General features: G+C 33.1%; 18 protein-coding genes. 13 read left to right on the top strand and 5 right to left on the bottom strand.

From position 1 onward, the window contains the following. Positions 1–20: 20 nt before the first annotated feature. The gene (locus ACH0B5_RS08315) at positions 21–1,481 is read right to left on the bottom strand and encodes a carbon starvation CstA family protein (RefSeq protein ID WP_406927703.1); all 1,461 of its coding nucleotides are present in this window, start codon (positions 1,479–1,481) and stop codon (positions 21–23) included. 334 nt (positions 1,482–1,815) lie between these two features. Then, positions 1,816–3,273 (bottom strand): O-antigen ligase family protein, encoded by a 1,458-nt coding sequence (locus tag ACH0B5_RS08310; RefSeq protein ID WP_406927702.1) that lies wholly within the window; start codon positions 3,271–3,273, stop codon positions 1,816–1,818. 306 nt (positions 3,274–3,579) lie between these two features. On the opposite strand from ACH0B5_RS08310, the gene ACH0B5_RS08305 reads away from it, so the two are divergent. The 3 genes from ACH0B5_RS08305 to ACH0B5_RS08295 all read left to right on the top strand — a co-directional run bounded on the left by ACH0B5_RS08305 (position 3,580) and on the right by ACH0B5_RS08295 (position 7,029). Further along, the gene (locus ACH0B5_RS08305) at positions 3,580–4,680 is read left to right on the top strand and encodes a glycosyltransferase (RefSeq protein ID WP_406927701.1); all 1,101 of its coding nucleotides are present in this window, start codon (positions 3,580–3,582) and stop codon (positions 4,678–4,680) included. Continuing rightward, on the top strand, positions 4,677–6,212 hold the full coding sequence (murJ, locus tag ACH0B5_RS08300) for a murein biosynthesis integral membrane protein MurJ (RefSeq protein ID WP_406927700.1): 1,536 nt from the start codon (positions 4,677–4,679) through the stop codon (positions 6,210–6,212). The genes ACH0B5_RS08305 and murJ overlap by 4 nt, the downstream gene beginning before the upstream one ends. 235 nt (positions 6,213–6,447) lie before the next feature. Beyond that, a complete protein-coding gene (locus tag ACH0B5_RS08295) occupies positions 6,448–7,029 on the top strand; it encodes a TetR/AcrR family transcriptional regulator (protein ID WP_122973421.1) in 582 nt (193 codons plus the stop codon). A 61-nt stretch (positions 7,030–7,090) separates the two neighbouring features. On the opposite strand, the gene brnQ is transcribed toward ACH0B5_RS08295, so the two are convergent. Further along, complete coding sequence (brnQ, locus tag ACH0B5_RS08290) at positions 7,091–8,395, bottom strand: branched-chain amino acid transport system II carrier protein (RefSeq protein ID WP_122973624.1); 1,305 nt, start codon at positions 8,393–8,395, stop codon at positions 7,091–7,093. 557 nt (positions 8,396–8,952) lie between these two features. Between brnQ and ACH0B5_RS08285 the strand changes: the two genes are divergently transcribed. Beyond that, complete coding sequence (locus ACH0B5_RS08285) at positions 8,953–10,014, top strand: glycosyltransferase family 4 protein (RefSeq protein WP_341361794.1); 1,062 nt, start codon at positions 8,953–8,955, stop codon at positions 10,012–10,014. A gap of 306 nt (positions 10,015–10,320) precedes the next feature. Here the strand turns inward: ACH0B5_RS08285 and ACH0B5_RS08280 are convergent, their stop codons facing one another. Both ACH0B5_RS08280 and ACH0B5_RS08275 read right to left on the bottom strand, forming a co-directional pair. Further along, positions 10,321–11,385: an LCP family protein gene (locus tag ACH0B5_RS08280; protein ID WP_122973622.1), complete on the bottom strand. Its 1,065-nt coding sequence runs from the start codon at positions 11,383–11,385 to the stop codon at positions 10,321–10,323. Positions 11,386–11,588: 203 nt separating this feature from the next. Continuing rightward, positions 11,589–12,221, bottom strand: a complete 633-nt coding sequence (locus tag ACH0B5_RS08275) for a YigZ family protein (RefSeq protein WP_122973621.1) — start codon at positions 12,219–12,221, stop codon at positions 11,589–11,591. 169 nt (positions 12,222–12,390) lie between these two features. Between ACH0B5_RS08275 and ACH0B5_RS08270 the strand changes: the two genes are divergently transcribed. The 9 genes from ACH0B5_RS08270 (at position 12,391) to ACH0B5_RS08230 (ending at position 19,796) form a co-directional block, all read left to right on the top strand. After that, a complete protein-coding gene (locus ACH0B5_RS08270) occupies positions 12,391–13,542 on the top strand; it encodes a sensor histidine kinase (RefSeq protein WP_122973620.1) in 1,152 nt (383 codons plus the stop codon). 49 nt (positions 13,543–13,591) lie between these two features. Further along, complete coding sequence (locus ACH0B5_RS08265; RefSeq protein WP_122973619.1) at positions 13,592–14,266, top strand: response regulator transcription factor; 675 nt, start codon at positions 13,592–13,594, stop codon at positions 14,264–14,266. A 357-nt stretch (positions 14,267–14,623) separates the two neighbouring features. Continuing rightward, positions 14,624–15,151 (top strand): nuclear transport factor 2 family protein, encoded by a 528-nt coding sequence (locus ACH0B5_RS08260; protein WP_122973618.1) that lies wholly within the window; start codon positions 14,624–14,626, stop codon positions 15,149–15,151. Between the two features lie 194 nt (positions 15,152–15,345). After that, positions 15,346–16,191, top strand: a complete 846-nt coding sequence (locus tag ACH0B5_RS08255) for a DegV family protein (RefSeq protein ID WP_341361797.1) — start codon at positions 15,346–15,348, stop codon at positions 16,189–16,191. 462 nt (positions 16,192–16,653) lie between these two features. Beyond that, positions 16,654–17,775 carry an ATP-dependent helicase ComFA gene (locus ACH0B5_RS08250; RefSeq protein ID WP_406927699.1) on the top strand — a complete coding sequence of 374 codons (1,122 nt, stop codon included), beginning with the start codon at positions 16,654–16,656 and terminating at the stop codon, positions 17,773–17,775. Further along, on the top strand, positions 17,772–18,377 hold the full coding sequence (locus tag ACH0B5_RS08245; RefSeq protein WP_122971072.1) for a ComF family protein: 606 nt from the start codon (positions 17,772–17,774) through the stop codon (positions 18,375–18,377). Before ACH0B5_RS08250 ends, ACH0B5_RS08245 begins: the two co-directional genes overlap by 4 nt. A 97-nt stretch (positions 18,378–18,474) precedes the next feature. Beyond that, entirely contained in the window at positions 18,475–18,888 is a 414-nt protein-coding gene (locus ACH0B5_RS08240; RefSeq protein WP_122971071.1) for a TIGR03826 family flagellar region protein, read from the top strand. Positions 18,889–19,014: 126 nt separating this feature from the next. Then, a complete protein-coding gene (flgM, locus tag ACH0B5_RS08235; protein WP_341361799.1) occupies positions 19,015–19,275 on the top strand; it encodes a flagellar biosynthesis anti-sigma factor FlgM in 261 nt (86 codons plus the stop codon). 20 nt (positions 19,276–19,295) lie between these two features. Next, positions 19,296–19,796, top strand: coding sequence for a flagellar protein FlgN (locus ACH0B5_RS08230; protein WP_341361800.1), 501 nt, complete (start codon positions 19,296–19,298; stop codon positions 19,794–19,796). The last annotated feature ends 57 nt before the right edge of the window (positions 19,797–19,853 follow it).

Raw genomic sequence — 19,853 nt, 5'->3', positions numbered from 1 at the left:
ATGGTGAAGGTGTTATTATTTTATTTCATTTCATTTACATTAAATCGCGAGACGTCTTCGTCCAATAGGAAGGACGTTCCACGTTTTTTATGGGCTGCATTGAAGAAAATAGCTACAATGGCCATCGTTGCCACAATTCCTCCAATATAGGAAGCGTTTAATGGTATACCGAATCCCATTGTAGGTTCATATAAAATATAGACAATGACCATTACTGTCATGAAGGAAGCTGGCACTGTAGCGATCCAATGATTTTTTTTCGCCAAGAATAAATACATTGCTCCTACCCAAAGGGCGATAACGGCTGTTACTTGGTTTGCCCAGGAGAAGTATTGCCATAAAATATTAAAGTCAATTTTCGTTAATGCGTAAGAAATGACGAATAAAGGAATGGCAATCCATAGCCTGCTTAATAATTTTGATTGACCAAATTTAAAATAATCTGCAATGATCATACGTGCTGCGCGGAACGCTGTATCCCCAGATGTAATCGGTAAAATAACAACTCCTAAAATAGCTAATGTACCGCCAATGGAACCCATCATTAATAGTGAAACTTCACTTACTACTGCTGCAGGTCCTCCAGCAGCTAACATTTCGTTTAAACCACCATAGCCATCAAATAAACTCATAGCTGCTGCGGCCCAAATCATAGCGATAATTCCTTCTGCTATCATCATGCCATAGAAAATTTTACGACCTTGTTTTTCATTTTGTGTTGTACGAGAAATAATAGGTGTTTGAGTAGCATGGAATCCAGATAAAGCCCCACAAGTAATTGTAAAGAATAATAGTGGGAAAATAGGTAAGTCATTAGGATGCATATTTTGAAAACTTAACTCTGGAATCGGTGCACCTGTTACGATTAATCCAATTCCTACACCTAGTGCTGAAAGAACTAATAGCGCACCGAAATATGGATAAAGACGACCAATTATTTTATCCACCGGTAATAACGTTGCTAAAATGTAGTAGAAGAAAATAACGCCTACAATAACTGCAAGGGCTACCTTTCCATCTAGTAAATTATTAATTAACATTGCTGGTGATGTAACGAAAACAGTACCAACTAACAATAAAAGTAACAATGCGAAAACGTTTACAACGTGCTTCATAAATTTCCCTAAAAACTTCGATACTAATTCTGGTACGTGTGCCCCTTTATTACGGATTGAAATCATGCCTGTTAAGTAGTCATGTACAGCGCCGGCAAATATACAGCCTACGACAATCCAAATGAATGCGACTGGACCATAAAGTGCCCCTGCAATAGGTCCAAACACTGGGCCTGTCCCCGCAATATTTAGTAGCTGGATTAATGAATTTTTTGAAGTTGACATTGGAACATAATCAACACCATCCGCATTCACGTATGCGGGAGTAGGTCTTTCTGATTTAGAACCAAATACTTTTTCAACGTATTTGCCATATGTAAAATAGCCAACGATTAAAATCGCGATACATACTAAAAATGTAACCATTTATAGTACCCCCATCCCTTTTTAAATATTCTCAATTTTCATAATAAGATAATATCATAATATGTTATATAACAACAATGGGATTTTAAAAATTTCATATGGAACAGTATTAGGGAAAAGATCAGGAGATTAATAGAGGAAATTCGTAAATATTGCAGTATGTATCATTTAACTGTAATATATACTTATACTTTGTCACACTTTGTGATTGTTTCACGCCTAAATGGCAAAAAGACGAAAAAGACACTTATTGAAAGAAGTAGAAACAGTTAAACTGTTCCTTTTCTTCATAAGTGTCTTTTTACGTTTAATTGGGAAATGATCCCAAAGCTGTTTAATTCAATGAGTATTGTTTATATAGTTTATTTTGTACAGCAAATATTCCTAAAATAATGAAGAAGATTAAAGTGTAAATTTTTAATTCCCAAATATTATAATAAGCTCCTGAACATCCTGTAGATAACCATAATGCGATCATAAATTGCCCGAAACTTGTATTCTTTCTTTTCCAAAACAGTATTACCATGGAAATTAAGAAAATCGCAAATAAAATGACACCAATTGATCCGGTTTCAGCGATAATTTGAATATATTGGTTATCGGAATAGATTTTATTATTATAATAAATCGATAAATCGATTCCATAGTCCTCGTAAATAGGTGATCCGTAGGAAAGGGTAGCGGCACCTCCAAAAGTACCGAATCCTGTCCCTGTGATTGGTTGATCACTAAAAATTTCGAACCCTTTTGTTATATAAAAAACTCGCCCATTGGAAACCATAAGCTCAATATTTTTTTCATCGATTGTTTGATTAAAACGTTCCCCGATACCACCAGCAATTCCTTCCGGCGCTTCTACACCCATTGATTGAGCTAAATTCACCCCTCCAATGATAGGGAAGTAAACGAGGAGAACAGATGCTATTAAACTAATTGCAATTTGTTTAATTAAATAGAACTGTCTAGATAATAAAATGTAAGTGACTCCTAATACAACGGCAGATATCAATGTTCCTCTAGAGAACGTTAAAATAAAGATACCCATAAAGAGCACGAGACTTATATTTAAGAAAATTTTATATTCATTGTTTTTAAACAAATGCTTTAATACAAAAACGGAAATAATACAAAACATTAAAACAAGTGCTAATGAATTTGGATTTCCTACTAATCCATAAATTCTAGATATATTCTCCGGAGATAGCGCCATATGTTTCCAGTTGTAAGGTAGCAACCATTGGCGTATAGAAATTTTTTCAATGATACCATGCAATGCTAATAACCAACCTAAACCTACACCTGTCCAGGCTAACTTTGATATAAAGTTGATTGGTAATTGACTTCTAGAGAGGAAGAAATAAATAAAGTACATAATGATAAATGTACGGACTTGGAATAAAATTGCTCCAACACTAACCCCATTTAAATAGCCGTTTAACGCACCGAATAGTAAAAAGATAAAGAATGCCGATTCAAATAATTTAAATTTTAATAAATTCTTCATATCAAATTTACTTGAAATAAGGCATTTTACTAATAAAATAAACGTAATGATGTCACCGATATATTTCATACCGGAATTGACTTCAATTAAAAATGGACGAATCGCTACATAAATAACTAAATATAAAATACTTTCAAAAGGTTTTATAAAAGCGAAAATGATAAAAACTAAAGTTGTTAATATAATCGTTACTTTAGATGGGAGTGCAAGTACAGCAAATGTAAAAATTAATAAAATGAAAATTTGAAGGAAATCTTTTGAAAATAAGTTTTGCTTGGTAAGTTGCATTTGAAAATTCCTTTCTTAATCTTAATCATATTGTGGGTAATTATTACATTCTCTAAACATTATACATATTTAGGAAAAGTAATGCCTTAGCACACGTTGGACAGAAAAAAATAAGGCTAGTAAACTGATATTACAGTTTTTTGAAATTTAATGAAAAAATTTTAAAGTTGTCCCAAAGATTTTTATTATGTATTAATAAAGCATAAAGAAAACAGAGACATGTTTATTTTATAAGGAAAATATTAAGTTGTTTTCAATAATTGTGTAAAAGTATGTAAAGAATTGATGAAAAGGCGTGAAGGACTGATGAAAAAAATATTCGTAATTAGTAACATGTATCCTTCTAGTAAACATTTATCTTTTGGGATATTTGTAAAAAACCAGGTAGAAGCCCTTCGAAATGAAGATTTAGATGTAATCGTAGCGGTTAACCAAGATCCTGAAACAGGAAGAAAGAAAACGATTGTAAAGTACTGTAAATGGGGAGTAAATATTATTAAGAAAGCGATAAAATATCGGAAACAAATATCCCTTACCCATGCCCATTATGTTTTTCCATCAGGAATGTTTTCTTTACTTTTAAAAAAAATATTTCATATTCCTTATATTGTTACAGCCCACGGTGGGGATATTGAACGAATGGCAAAGAAAAATGCAAAAATACGTCAATGGACTGAAAGCATATTAAAAGAAAGTAGCGCTATTATTGCAGTCGGTCCCGTTTTGGCAAAGCAAATAGAAGAAGAATATAAAATTCCACGCGATAAAATTACTGTTTGTAGTATGGGAGTTGACCGGGAAGTGTTCCAGCCTGCTAATCTTTCATTAGTAAGAGGACAACTAGGACTGGATCAACACGATTTTATTTATTTATTTGTAGGAAATGTCATTAAACAAAAGGGTATAGAAGAATTGTTGCAAGCATTTCAACAAGTAAAGAAAAGAACCGGAAAATCAGTTAAATTAGTACTCATTGGTTCAAGAAGGGATGGCAACTTCATTCATCAAATTCAACCTTATATTGATGACACCGTTGTATTAGTTGACCCGTTAGAACAAAAGGAATTAGTGAAATGGTTCCAAGCAAGTAATGTATTTGTATTACCTTCCCATATAGAAGGGTTCGGATTAGTAGCATTGGAAGCTATCGCATCTGGTACACCTGTTATTGCTTCCAGTGTTGGCGGTCTCGTTTCTTTATTAGAGAATGGGACAGGCCATCTAGTTGAAGCTAAAAATCCTGGGGCATTAACGGATGAAATGATTCGGGCTTTACATACGCCAAAAGAACAATATTACAATGAAGAAGCAGCGAAGGAAATATTGCATCTTCACGATGTGAAAGAAATTACAAAAACAGTGATTAATCTCTACGAATCAACGGTTAAAGGTGGTTCCAACTCATGAATAAATTTTTAAAAATTGTTGGAGCCGTTGCAATTATTAATATTGCTGCTCGACTATTCGGCTTCCTGAGGGAAATGGTAATTGGTTATCAATATGGGGTATCCTATGCCTCTGATAGTATTTTTACCGCTTATAATTTCCCTAATTTTTTATATTTAGTAATTGGTGGGGCTTTTACGACTGCCGTTATATCCCTTTATAATAAAAAGTCAACGAACCAAGCATTATTTGTCAAACAATCTTTTACTATTGTTCTTATTTCAGTGTCTGTCATGACACTGATAGTTCTATTTTTTACAGAACCAATTATTAATTTATTTTACCGTGATTCAGGGTTTGAAATAAGTCGAGAAGGTTTCGAATTATCGAAGCATCTATTTTATTGGATGATGCCCTCTTCCATTCTGTTATGTTTAGCATCTTGGTATAGTGGATTATTAAATGTTCATAATAAATTTCATTTATCTAGTATTTCAATATTAATTTATAATATAAGTTTTTTACTTATAGCAGTAGGATTATCATTATTCGTTGGACCTATTGCCTATGGTATCAGTGCTTTTGCAAGTGCAATTGTTATGATTTATTTCCTTATTATTGGATACCGAAAATTGGATACCTACCAAGTTGGTCTTTCCTTTAAGCAGGATCAAACAACAAAGGAATTATGGTTAATGGTTGTCCCGATTGCAATAGGCGGGGGAACGATACAAATTTATGCTATGTTGCAACGTTTTTTCGTTGGATTACTTGGCCTAGGAGAAAATGCTATTTCCGTTGTGAACTATGCTTCTCGATTAACCCAATTTCCACAAGCAATTTTAATAACAGCTGTAACGACAGTTATTTATCCGATATTAAGTAGAAAAGAAGCCGAAGATGATCATTCATCCATTAAAAGTTTATATAGTAGAGGGTTACATTATTTATTATTACTTTTAATACCTGTTTCAATCTATTCTTTCTTCTATGGAGAAAATTTAATTCAAGTCATTTTTGAATATGGAAAATTTACTGAGAAAAGTACAGCTATTACGACACCAGTATTACAAATTTTTGTATTATCCATGTTCTTTTTAGCGGCTAATACATATATAACTCGTTTTTATTATGCAAAAGGTGACTCGATGGCTCCAGTCATTTTTAGTATTATCAATGTATTTGTAGTCAATATTGCGGTTATGTATTTATTTGCTGAAGGATCTGGAGTTAGTGCGATAGCATGGGGAACGTTTATAAGTTCTGTTACGAATACAATCATGTTAATGATATATGCGAACTTTAAATATAGTTTAAAACTTATTTCGGATAAAAATTCTAATTTATTAAAATCAATTGCTTCCTTTATTTTGATAGGTATTGTTCTTTATTTATCAAGCAAGTATTTCACATTCGATAGTAAATGGATAACATTTATCATTGGAGTATTCATATTTGTTGTCATTACGGTAGGCTCTTATTTCTTGTTGGGAATAAAAGAAATGAAGGATTTCTTGGCTGTTATTAAAAAGAAAGTTTTTAAAACGTCATAAAATAAACATAAAATAAAACGCCTTTTAAAAGGCGTTTTATTTTATGTTTATTTTAGGTTAATTGGACTAATACATTTTAGAAGCGATAATTAAATCAAATATTTAAATAGAACTTTTGTAATTTTATATAAGTCTAAAGTCTTTATTATCCTCTATAACTATTATATAATATTGCTAAAGATTGGAATCATTATTTGTCTGTAAGTATTTTAATAGGATAGGTGGATTAGGTAAAATGGCGCGTGGAAGAAAAGTGAATTCAAACGGTGAAAGAAGCAAACAATTACTACGTGAGAAGGCGATTGAACTTTTCGCATCAAATGGTTATTATCAAACGAAAATTAGTGACATTGTTAAAGCAGCCAATGTGACTCAACCTACATTTTATTTATACTTTGATAGTAAAGATTCTTTATTTATTGATTTAAATGAACAATTCCAAGTCGATTTATTTCGTCTTTTTGAAGAACAGCCGGGTCAAAATGAAGCCCATTTTCATCAAGTAATCGGAAACCTTTTACAATATTTTTCTGAAAATCCATTATTGACGAAAATAGGATTGTATCAATCGGAAGGGTCGTATTTAGTGAAAGAAAGATTAGTTGAAAAGTTTGAATATATTTTAGAGAAACAAAAACAGTATTTTAGTAAGTTAGAACAGATGGATATACATATTGTGTCACAAAGCTTAGTAGGTTCTATTGAGCGTTTAACCTTTACGCTATTACTGACAAATAAAAAAACCGTGGATCAATTAACGGAAGAACTTTTATCGATTTACTTTGTAAAGGATGAATTACTATCCTATGCAACATAGATGGACTGTAATAAAATGAAAAAACCTCTCCCATTATATTAATTAATAGGAGAGGTTTTTATTATTTACTTAATAATTGAATAAACCATCCAATGAGCATTCCAATAATTGCAGGAACTAACCAGCCGATACTTTGGTCGTAAAGAGGTAATAACTTTAAAATATGTTCATACCATGAAATTTCAAATCCAGCTGCTTTAATTCCGTCATAAATACTAACGAATGCCGTCGCAATTAAAGCTAGGATATATACGATCGGTGCGCGGTTGAATAGTTTGTCAAACATGACTAAGAACATTAAAACGATGGCAATTGGGTAAATAAACATTAGTACTGGTAAAGTAATTGCTATTAATTTTTCTAGCCCGAAGTTTGAAATGAAAAGACTAAAGAACGTAAAAATAATGACTAATAATTTATAAGGTATTTTTGGGAATAGTTTATTGAAAAATGTAGCATTAGCAGAAACAAGTCCAACAGCCGTTGTAATACAAGCCAAAATAATGACTAAAGATAAAATGACATTTCCCGCGTTACCAAATAAAACTCGCGCAGATTCTGCAATAATGCTTCCACCATCACCTAAATAACCGATTGAATCAATACTTGTCGCACCGATATATTCCAATGAAATATAGACGAATGCTAAACCAATTGCGGCAACAATACCAGAGAATATTGTAATCGTTACTTGTTTAGAACGCTCCATAATGCCTTTTGCTTGTAACGATTGAACAATAACAATACCAAACACAAGGGAAGCTAAAACATCCATTGTTAAATAACCTTGAATAAAGCTCTCAGAGAACGCCTTTGTTTTATAAACACCATGGGGTGAACCGAATTCTCCCATCGGTGTAATAAATGATTTTACTGCAAGTAAAGCGATAATAAGTAATAATGCAGGTGTTAATATTTTTCCAATACGATCTACTAATTTCGTTGGGTTTAATGATAAATAAAGTACGATTCCAAAGAAAAGTAATGATGTAATGAACAATGGAATCCAACTAGATTGGGCCGAGTCCGATAAAAACGGAGCGATACCGATTTCATATGTAACGGCTCCAGTACGTGGAATCGCGAACAGCGGACCAATGGACAAATAAATAATAGAAGTAAAAATAAGGCTAAAGACCGGATGTACTCGATTTGCAACGAGTTGTAAGTCACCGCCGTTTTTAGCGACTGCTACAATTCCAATTAATGGTAACCCAACTCCTGTAATTAGGAAACCAATAATGGATGGTAAAAATTCTGTACCTGCATTTTGTCCCAATTCTGGAGGGAAAATAATATTTCCAGCACCTAGGAATAATGCGAAGAGCATAAATCCTACTGCAAGGTTTTCTTTTAAAAACTTCATTGTACTACAAATTCCTTTCTTAATTGAAAAGCAAAAACTTTCAAAAAATTTATTATATTCTTATACACAATGATGAATTCTATCACATTTTGTCGATAAATTAAATACTTTATTTATTTTGTTAAAGGATTGTAAATAATAGGTTGGAAAAGGTAAGAATACGGAAAATCCTTCTTACTATTGGTTTTGTAAATTTTTTTGCGACAGTGTAACTTTCGGTTTTAAAAAACGTCAAATAATTAGTTTGGTTGGATTTGTTGGAAAAATTCACATTATTTTTACTTAAAATTAAAAATTCAAAGGTTTCTTTTAATATTAAAATTCCTTAATATGGTTCAAAGAAACAAAAATTAATGAATGGGTTTCTTCATTGTAAAATGGTATGAAGATCTTTAAGAGTGGTGAAAATAATATGAAAGGATACTGATCGAACCTGTTAAAATAATTTAATTTATTTGTTTATTCTTTGTAATGAATAGTAGTTATTATTAGTACTAATTCATGGTATAATAATTTAGATTTAGACTGCATATATATTACTCTTGAGGAGGAGAGACATGATTTACGTGTCTTTAGTCATGGCATTTATCGTTGCCATTTTAATTACTCCACTTGTGAAACGTTTAGCATTTCGTATCGGTGCAGTAGATGCGCCAAACTATCGAAAAGTCCATTCGCGAATAATGCCTCGACTTGGTGGTTTAGCAATATTTATTGCATTTTTAGTGGGACTAGCTATTTTAAGACCCTTACCGGATGGGGATAATTCATATGTAATGCCAATTGCAATTATTTTAGGTGCTACAATTATTGTTCTAACAGGTATGTTGGATGATGTGTTTGAAATTTCAGCGAAGTCAAAATTAATTGGCCAGTTAATCGCTGCTTTTATTATTGTATTTGTTGGAGATATTCAAATTCATTTTATCAATTTGCCCTTTGGTGGTAAATTAGAGTTTGGACTACTTAGTATTCCATTCACCATTATATGGATTGTTGGGATTACAAATGCAATTAACTTAATTGATGGTTTAGATGGTCTTGCAGCAGGTGTTTCTACAATTGCTCTTGTGACCTTATCATGTATGGCTTTTATTTTGGGAGATATGTTTGTTGTTGCCACAGCAGCTATTTTAGCTTGTAGCACAATCGGCTTTTTATTCCATAACTTCTATCCAGCTAAAATTTTTATGGGTGACACCGGAGCCTTATTTTTAGGTTTTATGATATCAGTACTTTCTTTACTCGGATTTAAAGGAGTAACTATGTTCTCATTTATTGTTCCGGTCATTATGCTAGGTGTACCAATTTCTGATACATTCTTTGCAATTGTCCGCCGTTTTCGCAATAAACAAAAGTGGACTGCTCCTGATAAATCCCATTTACACCATTGTTTAATTGGGTTAGGTTTTTCTCATCGTCAAACGGTTTTACTCATTTATGGAATTGCCACACTGTTTGGACTAGCGGCTATAACGATCTCTGTTGCAAAATTATGGGGTGCCATTTTCCTTATTGCAGTTATTTTAGTGCTGATTGAATTGTTTGTAGAAGTAATCGGGCTAGCAGGAAAGAATTATCGCCCACTAATCAATCTAGCAAAGCTGTTTAATAAATGAGTACAATTACAAAACATATGAAAATAAGCTACTACTTCAGAACGTTAAGCTATTCGAAGTGGTAGCTTTTATTTTGAGTTGTTAATGATTTGAATTGTTTGCTCTGGCAGACAAGAATTAGCTACATAAGTAAGTTCTTACTATAGTTATAAAACATAAAAAACAAGCTACTACTTTAGAGCGGAAAGCGTTCAATGTTAGTAGCTTGTTTTCTTTATTATTTAATCGATATTAGGTTATTAATGAGTTGATAGGAGAGAAAAACTCCCAATCGAATATATATATTGGGAGTTTATAATCATTTGTTTATGGATTTGAATTAGAAGTTGTCTCTGTAACGCTAGTCTCAGAACTATTTTCAGAGAGATTAGATGTATCTGGAATTAAACCAAGACTTCCTTTTAAAATCTGTGAAATTTCATTTATTGATTCTTCATCTAGTTGGTAATAATATGTACCTGAAGATGTATCATCGGAGCCCTCTAAATTTAAAGATTCAATTTCTGGTACCCCTTCTGAGAAATAATTTATAAATGTTTTCATTTCACTAAATGTCATATCTGTTTTCATATTGTTACTTATGGCATCGATGACATCATCGTATTTTGTAATGGATGTTACTGAAGTTGCTTTTTTTGCGATTGCTTTTATAATATCTTGTTGACGTTTACCACGCATAATGTCACTGTCGTGTTTACGTGTTCTTGCTAAAGCCAGTGCTTCACTACCATTTAAATGTTGGTAACCAGGTTCTAAATAAATCGTCTTTTTGTCATTTTCATCTCTTTCATAAAAGGCATAGGGGATATCAACGTCGACATCGATTCCTCCTAAACTATCGACAACGTCGATGAAAGCATTAAAGTTCATTCTTACGTAATAATCAACCGGAATATCGAATAGTTCTTCAACTGTTTCGATAGTTGCAAGGGTACCACCGAATGCATGGGCATGGGTAATTTTATCACTATAACCTACATATGGGATATAAACGTAAGAATCTCGAGGGATGCTTAATATTTTAACAGTTTTTGATTCGTTATTTAATGTAGCTAAAATAAGGGCGTCTGATCGAGAATTGTCCGATCCTTGTTCCCTTGCTTCACTGTCATCGACACCAATAAATAAGATGGAAACATTGTCCTCAAGGGGTTCAACTTTTGCTTCACGCATTTCGGAATATTCCCGATTGTTAATTTTTTCGTAGGATTGATTAGCTGCGTTTTCAGCCTTTTTCACTAAGTAAACAGCATAGCAGGCCACACATAATAGTAGTGAGGCAGTTAGTATTAAAAATACTTTAAAAAAACGGGAAAACTTCTTCTTCGGTTTCCTCTTCTGGATATATATTTCTGATCTTGATCTTTTCATCTAAACTCTCCTCTAACCGTAGGAATCACAATATTGATGATAATTGGATTCATATTTAGTATGTCGAACCGTATTGTCAGGTATTGTTGGTAAAACTTTCAGCTTAGTCAAAATATAAAATTAATAATCTGCAAATTAAAAATAATTCAATACGACTAATTATACTATGATGTCGAATATCAGTAAAACAAAAATTAATAGGTTTATATGGTGAATTCTACAAATTTTTTATCGACACAATGAATAGAAGATTGACCGTTTGTTAATTCAATAATCCAATTAGTAAATGTCTCTTCATCCTTTTGCAATACATCAACGAATAAATGAACAGCGTCTGCATATTGAATGTCACTTAAATGATAGTGAGAGTTTCGAATTTCATTTTCCACTTTACCTAACCAAGTATAATCTATGGAAATTTTCATTACATGATGTAACTTTCTTTCAACAACTTGGGCAGCGGCGATTCCTTCAGTTGTCGCTTTACCATATGCGCGAATTAATCCTCCACCACCGAGTTTTATTCCCCCAAAGTAACGTGTTACAACAACAACTGTATCTTTTAATCCTTGTTTTTTTAGAACCTCAAGCATAGGGACGCCAGCAGTTCCGCTAGGTTCCCCATCATCATTTGCTTTTTGAATTTGATCATGCTCGCCAATCATATAGCAAGAGCAGTTATGGGTTGCATTCGGGTGCTTTTTTTTGATGGAATTAATAAATTCTATCGCTTCTTCCTCCGATTCAGCCCTATTTACATAGGCGATAAAACGAGATTTTGAGAGAACAATTTCCCGTTCTCCAAATCCTTTTACGGTTTTATAGTCTTTTCGCATTATAATTTCTCCTTTTTTTAACAAAAAATGCAATATACTATAGTAAGATATTTACTTAAAAAAAATTATTTAAATGTTATAATATCTATAAACAATTACATCTACTGGTTTTCAATTTAAAAAACTTTTATTGTTTTAATAATAACACCAATTAGATTGGGGAAAAGGTATGTTTTCAAACGATAAAGTTGACATAGGTTCACTTGACGTTATATTTAATCGAATGATTGAAACCATCACGAGTTCTAAAAATGATATATTCATTATTAGTGAACAAAGCCGCAGAAGCTTTGAAGAAATGAAGGCAGAACTAGAGATTATTAAAGAGAAAATTAAAATAATCATAGAAGAAAGTGATCATTTAGAAAAAAGAACCAAAATGGCTAAACAACGTCTTGTATTAGTAAGCAAGTTTTTTAATCAGTATTCCGAAGAAGAGGTAAGAGAAGCATATGAAGCTGCAAATGACCTTCAAATTCGATTATCTTTAACTCGTTCTGAAGAGAAGAGTTTACGTGAAAAAAGAGATGATTTGGAACTAAGATTAAAAACATTATACGAGACAATTGATCGTGCTGATCACATTGTAAATCAAGTGAACGTAGTGTTGAACTATTTAACATCTGATTTGAAAAATGTTAGCGCTGCACTAGAACAAGCTAAGATAAAGCAAGATTTTGGTATTAAAATTATAGCAGCCCAAGAAAAAGAAAGAAAACGTTTATCACGGGAAATCCATGATGGGCCAGCTCAAATGATGGCTAACGTTTTAATGCGTTCTGATATAATTGAACGAACTTATAGAGAAAAGGGCATTGAAGCGGCAATACAGGAAATAGCAGCGTTAAAAATGACTGTAAGAGATGCTCTATCGGAAGTACGTCGAATCATTTACGATTTACGTCCTATGGCATTGGATGATTTAGGCATTGTACCTACATTGAAAAAGTACTTGTCAACTATTATGGACTATAACAAAGGTCTTGAGATACACTTCCAATCTTATAGTAATGAAAAAAGGCTACCTTCAGATTATGAAGTATCTATTTTCCGATTAGTACAAGAAGGCGTAAATAATGCAATAAAGCATGGCAACGCTTCAGAAATTTGGGTGAAAATAGAGTGGCTTCGAAAATATGTTAATATATTAGTGAAAGATAATGGAAAAGGTTTCGATAAAACTAGTGTAAAAGACCAATCTTTTGGTATTATCGGAATGAAAGAAAGAATTGATCTATTAAAAGGTAATATGGAAATTCAAAGTGGAATCGGTAAAGGGACTACAATCTTTTTTAAAATACCATTTCCAGAAATAAATTAAATAATGAGAAATAATCGAAGATGTTATTTATTGTAGGGGGAAGGATTTTATGACGAAAATTATAATTATTGATGATCACCAATTATTCCGAGAAGGAGTTAAACGAATTTTAGATTTCGAAGATTCATTTGAAGTAGTTGCAGAAGGTGATGATGGTACGGATGTAGTGAATATATACCGTAATCATTTCCCTGATGTAGTACTAATGGATATCAATATGCCTGGAAAAAATGGTGTGGAAGCAACAGCAGAGTTAATTGCAGAATTTCCTGAAGCAAAAGTAATTATGCTATCCATTCATGATGATGAAAGTTATGTAACACATGCGTTAAAATCTGGAGCCCTCGGGTATATGTTAAAAGAAATGGATGCAGATGAAATCGTTGAAGCGATAAAAGTAGTTGCGAATGGTGGTTCTTATTTACATCCAAAAGTAACGAAAAATTTAGTAGCTGAGTTCCGTCGTTTGAGCGAACATGAAAATAAAGGGAACTTCCATCAAACTGAAATTCGCCGTCCTTTCCATTTACTTACGAAAAGAGAATGTGAAGTTCTTCAGTTGTTAACAGATGGACAATCCAATCGTACAATTGGTGAAACATTATTTATTTCTGAGAAAACAGTTAAAAACCATGTATCAAGTATTTTACAAAAAATGAACGTTAATGACCGTACACAAGCAGTAGTTACGGCTATTAAGAATGGTTGGGTAGAAGTAAGATAATTTAAAGGTAACAATTGATATTGAATAGTTCCAATCAACAGTATTGTTGATTGGAATTTTTTTGTTCATTTTAGCAGAGACTTGGTTATAGGTTTAAAATATGTCATTTCCCACTAAGAGTAGACTGTTAGTTTTTTTCAGTTTTTAAAACGACAAGTGAAAATAGATACGATTTTGAAGGATAGACGTTAGGTTCTCAACGTTAAACTGACGGAAACTAAAAGTAGTTGGAAACGTCATACTAACGGGTAATCAGTAACAAATGATAAAATTTGGTTACAAATTCGATGTTTTTTTACGAAATTAGCCATAGTTTGACAACTATGCTACAATATTCGCGCGGGAGGTTTAAAGTTTATGAAAAAATGGTTTATTTTGGTGTTAGCATTATTTATGCTTACCGCCTGTAATAATAATGAAGAAGTAAATAATGAAAATGTTACTGAATCTGCTAGTGAAAATACGGTAGGTTTTGAAGTACTTGGCGATAAAATTGAAAAGGCAGCCGATGTACCGGAAAAGGAAGAAAAACAAATCATTGAGGCTTTTAATGAATATATTGCAGCCTTTAATGAAAAGGATATCAATCGTTATACAAAAACCCTTTCTAAAAATCCACAAGGTTTTGAATATGAGGAAGATATTGAAGCGGCAAAAACTGCCTTTAATCAATATAATATTAAAAGAACACCTTCAGATATAACGATTGTCAAATACAGTGAAGAAGAAGCACAAGTATATGCTAATCTAGATATTAAAATGACAGAGATTAAAACAAATACGGAACTTACAAGTAGTGGACGTCAAGTTACTGTTTTTGTAAAAGAAGATGGTGCATGGAAAGTAACAAGCGTTTACTATATTGGTAACGAATCGAATAGTTAGTTTTTAGGAATTATCTTTAATATCATAGCGTTTCGTGTACACTTGTTTAAGTATACGGAACGCTTTCTTTTTACTAGAACATAAGGATAAATTTTAAACAGTTTTCTAGTATTCCATAACTATATTGAGGTTAGGGAGTTCACATCTATTTTGTAATAAGGTAATATAATTTTTATTAGGAGAGTGGGATATTCATGAGTATTGCAGTCGTTACAGATAGTACAGCATATTTAACGCCTGAAGAAAGAGCACGCTACAACATTCGAATGATTCCTCTTAGCGTTAATTTAGAAGATGGTAGTTATGAAGAAGAAGTTGAGATTACAGCTTCACAATTTTATGATAAAGTACGCGGTGCTAAAGAATTTCCGAAAACAACACAACCTCCTATTGGGAAATTTGTTGAGTTGTTTGAAGAGTTAGCGAAAGATTATGATGAGGTAATTTCCATTCACTTATCTAGTGGTATAAGTGGTACATATCAAGGAGCTGTACAAGCTGGTCAGATGGTAGAAGGCATAACAGTGCATGCATTTGATAGTGAAATTTCCTGTTCCCCTCAAGGATATTTTGTTCTTAAGGCTGCTGAAATGGCACAGCAAGGCGCAACAGCAGATCAAATTTTAAGCACGTTGGAAGAAATGAGAACTGTGATGCGAGCTTATTTTGTTGTAGATGATCTTTCTCATTTACAACGAGGCGGAAGACTTTCCGCTGCCGCAGCTTTAGTAGGTGGGCTATTACAAGTAAAACCTGTCCTTCATTTTGAAAATAAAGTCATCGTTCCTTTTGAAAAAATCCGTACGAAGAAAAAAGCGTTGCGACGTGTGGAAGAATTACTCGCTAAAGATGCTGCAGAAAACGACAAACTAATCGCAACAATTATTCATGCTAATTGTGAAAATGAAGGACGCGATTGGATGAATGATTTAGCTGGAAAATATTCGAATGTTGAGTTTCGTTTAAGCTATTTTGGCCCGGTTATAGGAACTCATCTAGGAGATGGTTCCCTCGGACTTGGATGGGTGAAAAAGATATAAAGTTAAAAATTAAATAATAGTTGAAAACAGTCTCTACAGTATAGTAGAGACTGTTTTTATTTACTTGAAATTTTACGAAAGATATTTTCAATACAATACAAAAATAATTTTCATAATAACCTTTAACGAAACGAAGGAGTGATTCTATTGAAATATCAATTGTGTAAAGTAAATAAAAGATTCATTTATAGAGGAATCGTAGTTGAATCAAAGATCCGAGATTTTTTCATAGGACGAATATGGACAAGGAATTATACCCCTTTTCCACAAGACAAAATCGAAAAATATATAGAACAAGAATTTTTCAATATAAAACCTGGTATTTCTTTTATTCGCAAAGGTTTATTCCAACGACCATATTATATTTGTCATCGATGTCAAAATACAAATCAGTATGAATTTGTTCACTATAATTGTGCAAGATGTGAAAAGGTATGTGTATACTGCCGGCACTGTATAAATATGGGGAGAGTAAGCAGTTGCACGGATTTACTGACATGGAATGGACCAGAACCACATCATCGTCTATCTCATGAACTTCAGTGGGAAGGGACGTATACAGAACTACAATTGGAAGCATCCCAACAATTAAAAGAAAGTATAAAAACAGGTAGGAATCATTTAATCTTTGCAGTTTGTGGAGCGGGAAAAACAGAAATTCTTTTTCCTGCTGTTCAATTTGCCCTGAAACAAGGAAAACGGGTTTGTATTGCAACCCCTCGAACGGATGTCGTTTTAGAATTGTATCCCCGTTTTCAAAAGGTTTTTCCGAAAACAAACTTACATGCATTGTACGGAAATGCACCTATACAACAAGGTTTTTCCCAACTTGTCATAGCTACAACCCATCAACTTTATCGTTTTGAAAATGCGTTTGATGTCGTTATTGTGGATGAAGCGGATGCCTTTCCTTATACGTATGACCGTGCTCTTCAACAAGCGGTGATAAAAGTGAAAAGGAAAGATGCTCCGATAGTGTTAGTTACAGCAACCCCTTCTGCCCAAATTGTATCTCAAGCGAAGCGGGAAAAATGGGGAGTATCTTTTATTCCAAGAAGATATCATGGCTACCCGTTACCAGTACCTAGGTTTGAGTCATTATGGTCTTACGATAAAAAAATGCAAAAGGGGAAAATTCCATCAAAACTGGAGGAATGGACGAAAGCAAGGCTACGAAATAAAGAACCTTTTTTAATTTTCTTTCCTACTATTCAATTAATGCAAAAGGCAACCCCCCTCTTTCAACTTTTAGATAATCGAATCGAAAGTGTCCATGCAGAAGATGTAGAAAGAAAATCAAAAGTGTTACAACTTCGACAGGAAGAGGTACCTGGTTTGCTAACAACTACTATTTTAGAGAGAGGAATTACAATTAAAAATATTCAAGTTGCCGTAGTTGGTGCTGAGTCCAAAATTTTTACATCCAGCGCTCTCATTCAAATAAGTGGTCGTGTTGGACGGAATGCTCAATTTCCAAAAGGAGATATTGTATTTTTTCATCACGGAATTACGGCGGAAATGGATGAAGCGCGAAATGAAATTATACGTCTAAATAAAGAAGGGTTCGGAGAGGAATCAAAATGAAACGTTTTGAAGTGAGAAATTGTCTTTTATGTAACACACCGCTAAACGAACCTGTTACTTGGAAGTTACTATTAACAAATCATTTTCCGAAAACAATTTGCTTTGATTGTGAAAAAAAGTTTGAGCCTTATGAAAACAAAGATAAAACAGTTATCTCTCTCTTCCGATATAATAATCCAATGAAAGACTACCTCCATCGTTATAAGTTTTTGCATGATGTGATTTTAGCTAAAATTTTTAGAGAACAAATTCACATGTATTTATCAAAACAAAAAGCCGTCATCGTTCCTATACCAATGCATCCCCTGAAACTAAAGGAAAGAACCTTTTCCCATGTCGATGAATTGTTAAAGGAAGCGAATGTCCCTTTTACTCATTATCTTGAAAAAATTACGACGGAAACCCAAGGGGGAAAATCTCGGCAACAAAGATTGAAAGCACCCCCTATTTTCCGATTAAAGAACGGTATGGATGTTAAAGGGAAGGATTTTATTTTAGTTGATGATATTTATACAACTGGAACTACGATTCAACATGGTAAAAAAGTTTTATTAGACAACGGGGCAAATTGCGTAACGGCATTTACATTAATTCGAGGATGAAATATAAAAAAATACGAATTGAGTTTAATAAAAATGAAATATAGACGATGATTTATATGGAATAGTATATAAATTATTAGTAACGGAGGAAACGATGATGGCTGAAATTAAAAATTGTCCTAATTGCGGTGAATTTTTCAACTATACGGGTATTCGAGATGTTTGTCATAAATGTGCACAAAAAGAAGAGGAGATGTACGAAATCGTTTACCGCTTTTTACGTAAACGAGAAAACCGTGCAGCAACAGTAGAACGAATTGTGGAAGCAACAGGTGTTGAGCAAGAATTATTATATAGATGGGTTCGGAAAAATCGTCTTCATCCTGCCCTTTTCCCCAATTTAGGTTATCCTTGTGATAATTGTGGTCACCTGACGACAAAAGGGAAATTGTGCGAGTCGTGTCAAAATGAACTGAAATCTGATTTACGTACATTTGAAGCAGCTAAAGAATTTAGAGAAAATGTGGCAAACAATGAAAAGGGAACATACTTCGTAAATAAAGGTAAATAATTGGCACATTAATCGTTCTAGATTTTAGTTGTGTTAAAGTATAAGCTTTTTCTATGAGAAACGTTAACATTTTGTTAATTTAACCGAAATATAAAATATACAAGAATGATGAGAGGAGGGGTAGTTGTGAAAATTACATCATTGGGTGTAAATGGAATTAATCCTTACAACAAACAACCAGTAAATGTTAAACCAAAAGAAGCAAAAACGAACGTTACTGATAAAATTGAAATTTCAACTACCGCAAAAGCATTGTCAACTTCTTTAAATTATAGTACAGATCGTGCTCAAAAAGTTCAAAAGCTAAAAGAAGAAATTCAATCGGGTGAATATAAAGTTGATGCTCATAAAGTAGCTGAAGATTTATTGAATTATTATCGTAAATAGTTGAAAAGGAGTTTTTCACCATGTCGCTTCAATCAATCATATCGGTTTTAGAAAAACTTGAAAAAATGCATAAAAGTTTGTTTGAGCTAGCAATTCAGAAGACAGAAATTGTGAAAAAAGGCGATATGGACGAACTAGATACGATGTTAAAAAATGAGCAATCCCATATAGCGGCTATTGAACAGCTCGAGCAACAGCGTCAGCAACTAGTAATGGATTACTTGGACGCAAAAGGAATTGTATATGCTGACACTCCAACTGTTCTCGATGTGATCGAAGCGGCTGATTTAGAACAAGAGCGAGAGCAATTAAAATCGGTACGGAAGCGGTTAATGGCAGTTATCGATGATTTACGAAAGCAAAATGATTTAAATCAAAAACTCGTATTCCAATCTTTACAATTCGTCCATATGACTTTAGATATGATGCGCCCTAACCAAGAGCAAATGAACTATTCGGGAAAGGCATCGAACACGAATAATCCTTTGTCTAAAAAATCATTATTTGATTCACAAGCATAATTAAATCAATATGCACGGTATCGAGAGCCGTGCTCCATATACATAAAACAATTTAAA

The sequence above is a fragment of the Ureibacillus sp. 179-F W5.1 NHS genome, from assembly GCF_045369345.1.
In the GTDB taxonomy this organism is placed as follows: domain Bacteria; phylum Bacillota; class Bacilli; order Bacillales_A; family Planococcaceae; genus Ureibacillus; species Ureibacillus halotolerans.
This window is presented reverse-complemented; position numbering and strand designations above follow the sequence as displayed.

Bases quoted from the DNA above. Each gene is read 5' to 3' on its own strand.
- ACH0B5_RS08315 (WP_406927703.1), bottom strand. From the start codon at position 1,481: ATGGTTACATTTTTAGTATGTATCGCGATTTTAATCGTTGGCTATTTT.
- ACH0B5_RS08310 (WP_406927702.1), bottom strand. From the start codon at position 3,273: ATGCAACTTACCAAGCAAAACTTATTTTCAAAAGATTTCCTTCAAATT.
- ACH0B5_RS08305 (WP_406927701.1), top strand. From the start codon at position 3,580: ATGAAAAAAATATTCGTAATTAGTAACATGTATCCTTCTAGTAAACAT.
- murJ (WP_406927700.1), top strand. From the start codon at position 4,677: ATGAATAAATTTTTAAAAATTGTTGGAGCCGTTGCAATTATTAATATT.
- ACH0B5_RS08295 (WP_122973421.1), top strand. From the start codon at position 6,448: ATGGCGCGTGGAAGAAAAGTGAATTCAAACGGTGAAAGAAGCAAACAA.
- brnQ (WP_122973624.1), bottom strand. From the start codon at position 8,395: ATGAAGTTTTTAAAAGAAAACCTTGCAGTAGGATTTATGCTCTTCGCA.
- ACH0B5_RS08285 (WP_341361794.1), top strand. From the start codon at position 8,953: ATGATTTACGTGTCTTTAGTCATGGCATTTATCGTTGCCATTTTAATT.
- ACH0B5_RS08280 (WP_122973622.1), bottom strand. From the start codon at position 11,385: ATGAAAAGATCAAGATCAGAAATATATATCCAGAAGAGGAAACCGAAG.
- ACH0B5_RS08275 (WP_122973621.1), bottom strand. From the start codon at position 12,221: ATGCGAAAAGACTATAAAACCGTAAAAGGATTTGGAGAACGGGAAATT.
- ACH0B5_RS08270 (WP_122973620.1), top strand. From the start codon at position 12,391: ATGTTTTCAAACGATAAAGTTGACATAGGTTCACTTGACGTTATATTT.
- ACH0B5_RS08265 (WP_122973619.1), top strand. From the start codon at position 13,592: ATGACGAAAATTATAATTATTGATGATCACCAATTATTCCGAGAAGGA.
- ACH0B5_RS08260 (WP_122973618.1), top strand. From the start codon at position 14,624: ATGAAAAAATGGTTTATTTTGGTGTTAGCATTATTTATGCTTACCGCC.
- ACH0B5_RS08255 (WP_341361797.1), top strand. From the start codon at position 15,346: ATGAGTATTGCAGTCGTTACAGATAGTACAGCATATTTAACGCCTGAA.
- ACH0B5_RS08250 (WP_406927699.1), top strand. From the start codon at position 16,654: ATGGGGAGAGTAAGCAGTTGCACGGATTTACTGACATGGAATGGACCA.
- ACH0B5_RS08245 (WP_122971072.1), top strand. From the start codon at position 17,772: ATGAAACGTTTTGAAGTGAGAAATTGTCTTTTATGTAACACACCGCTA.
- ACH0B5_RS08240 (WP_122971071.1), top strand. From the start codon at position 18,475: ATGGCTGAAATTAAAAATTGTCCTAATTGCGGTGAATTTTTCAACTAT.
- ACH0B5_RS08230 (WP_341361800.1), top strand. From the start codon at position 19,296: ATGTCGCTTCAATCAATCATATCGGTTTTAGAAAAACTTGAAAAAATG.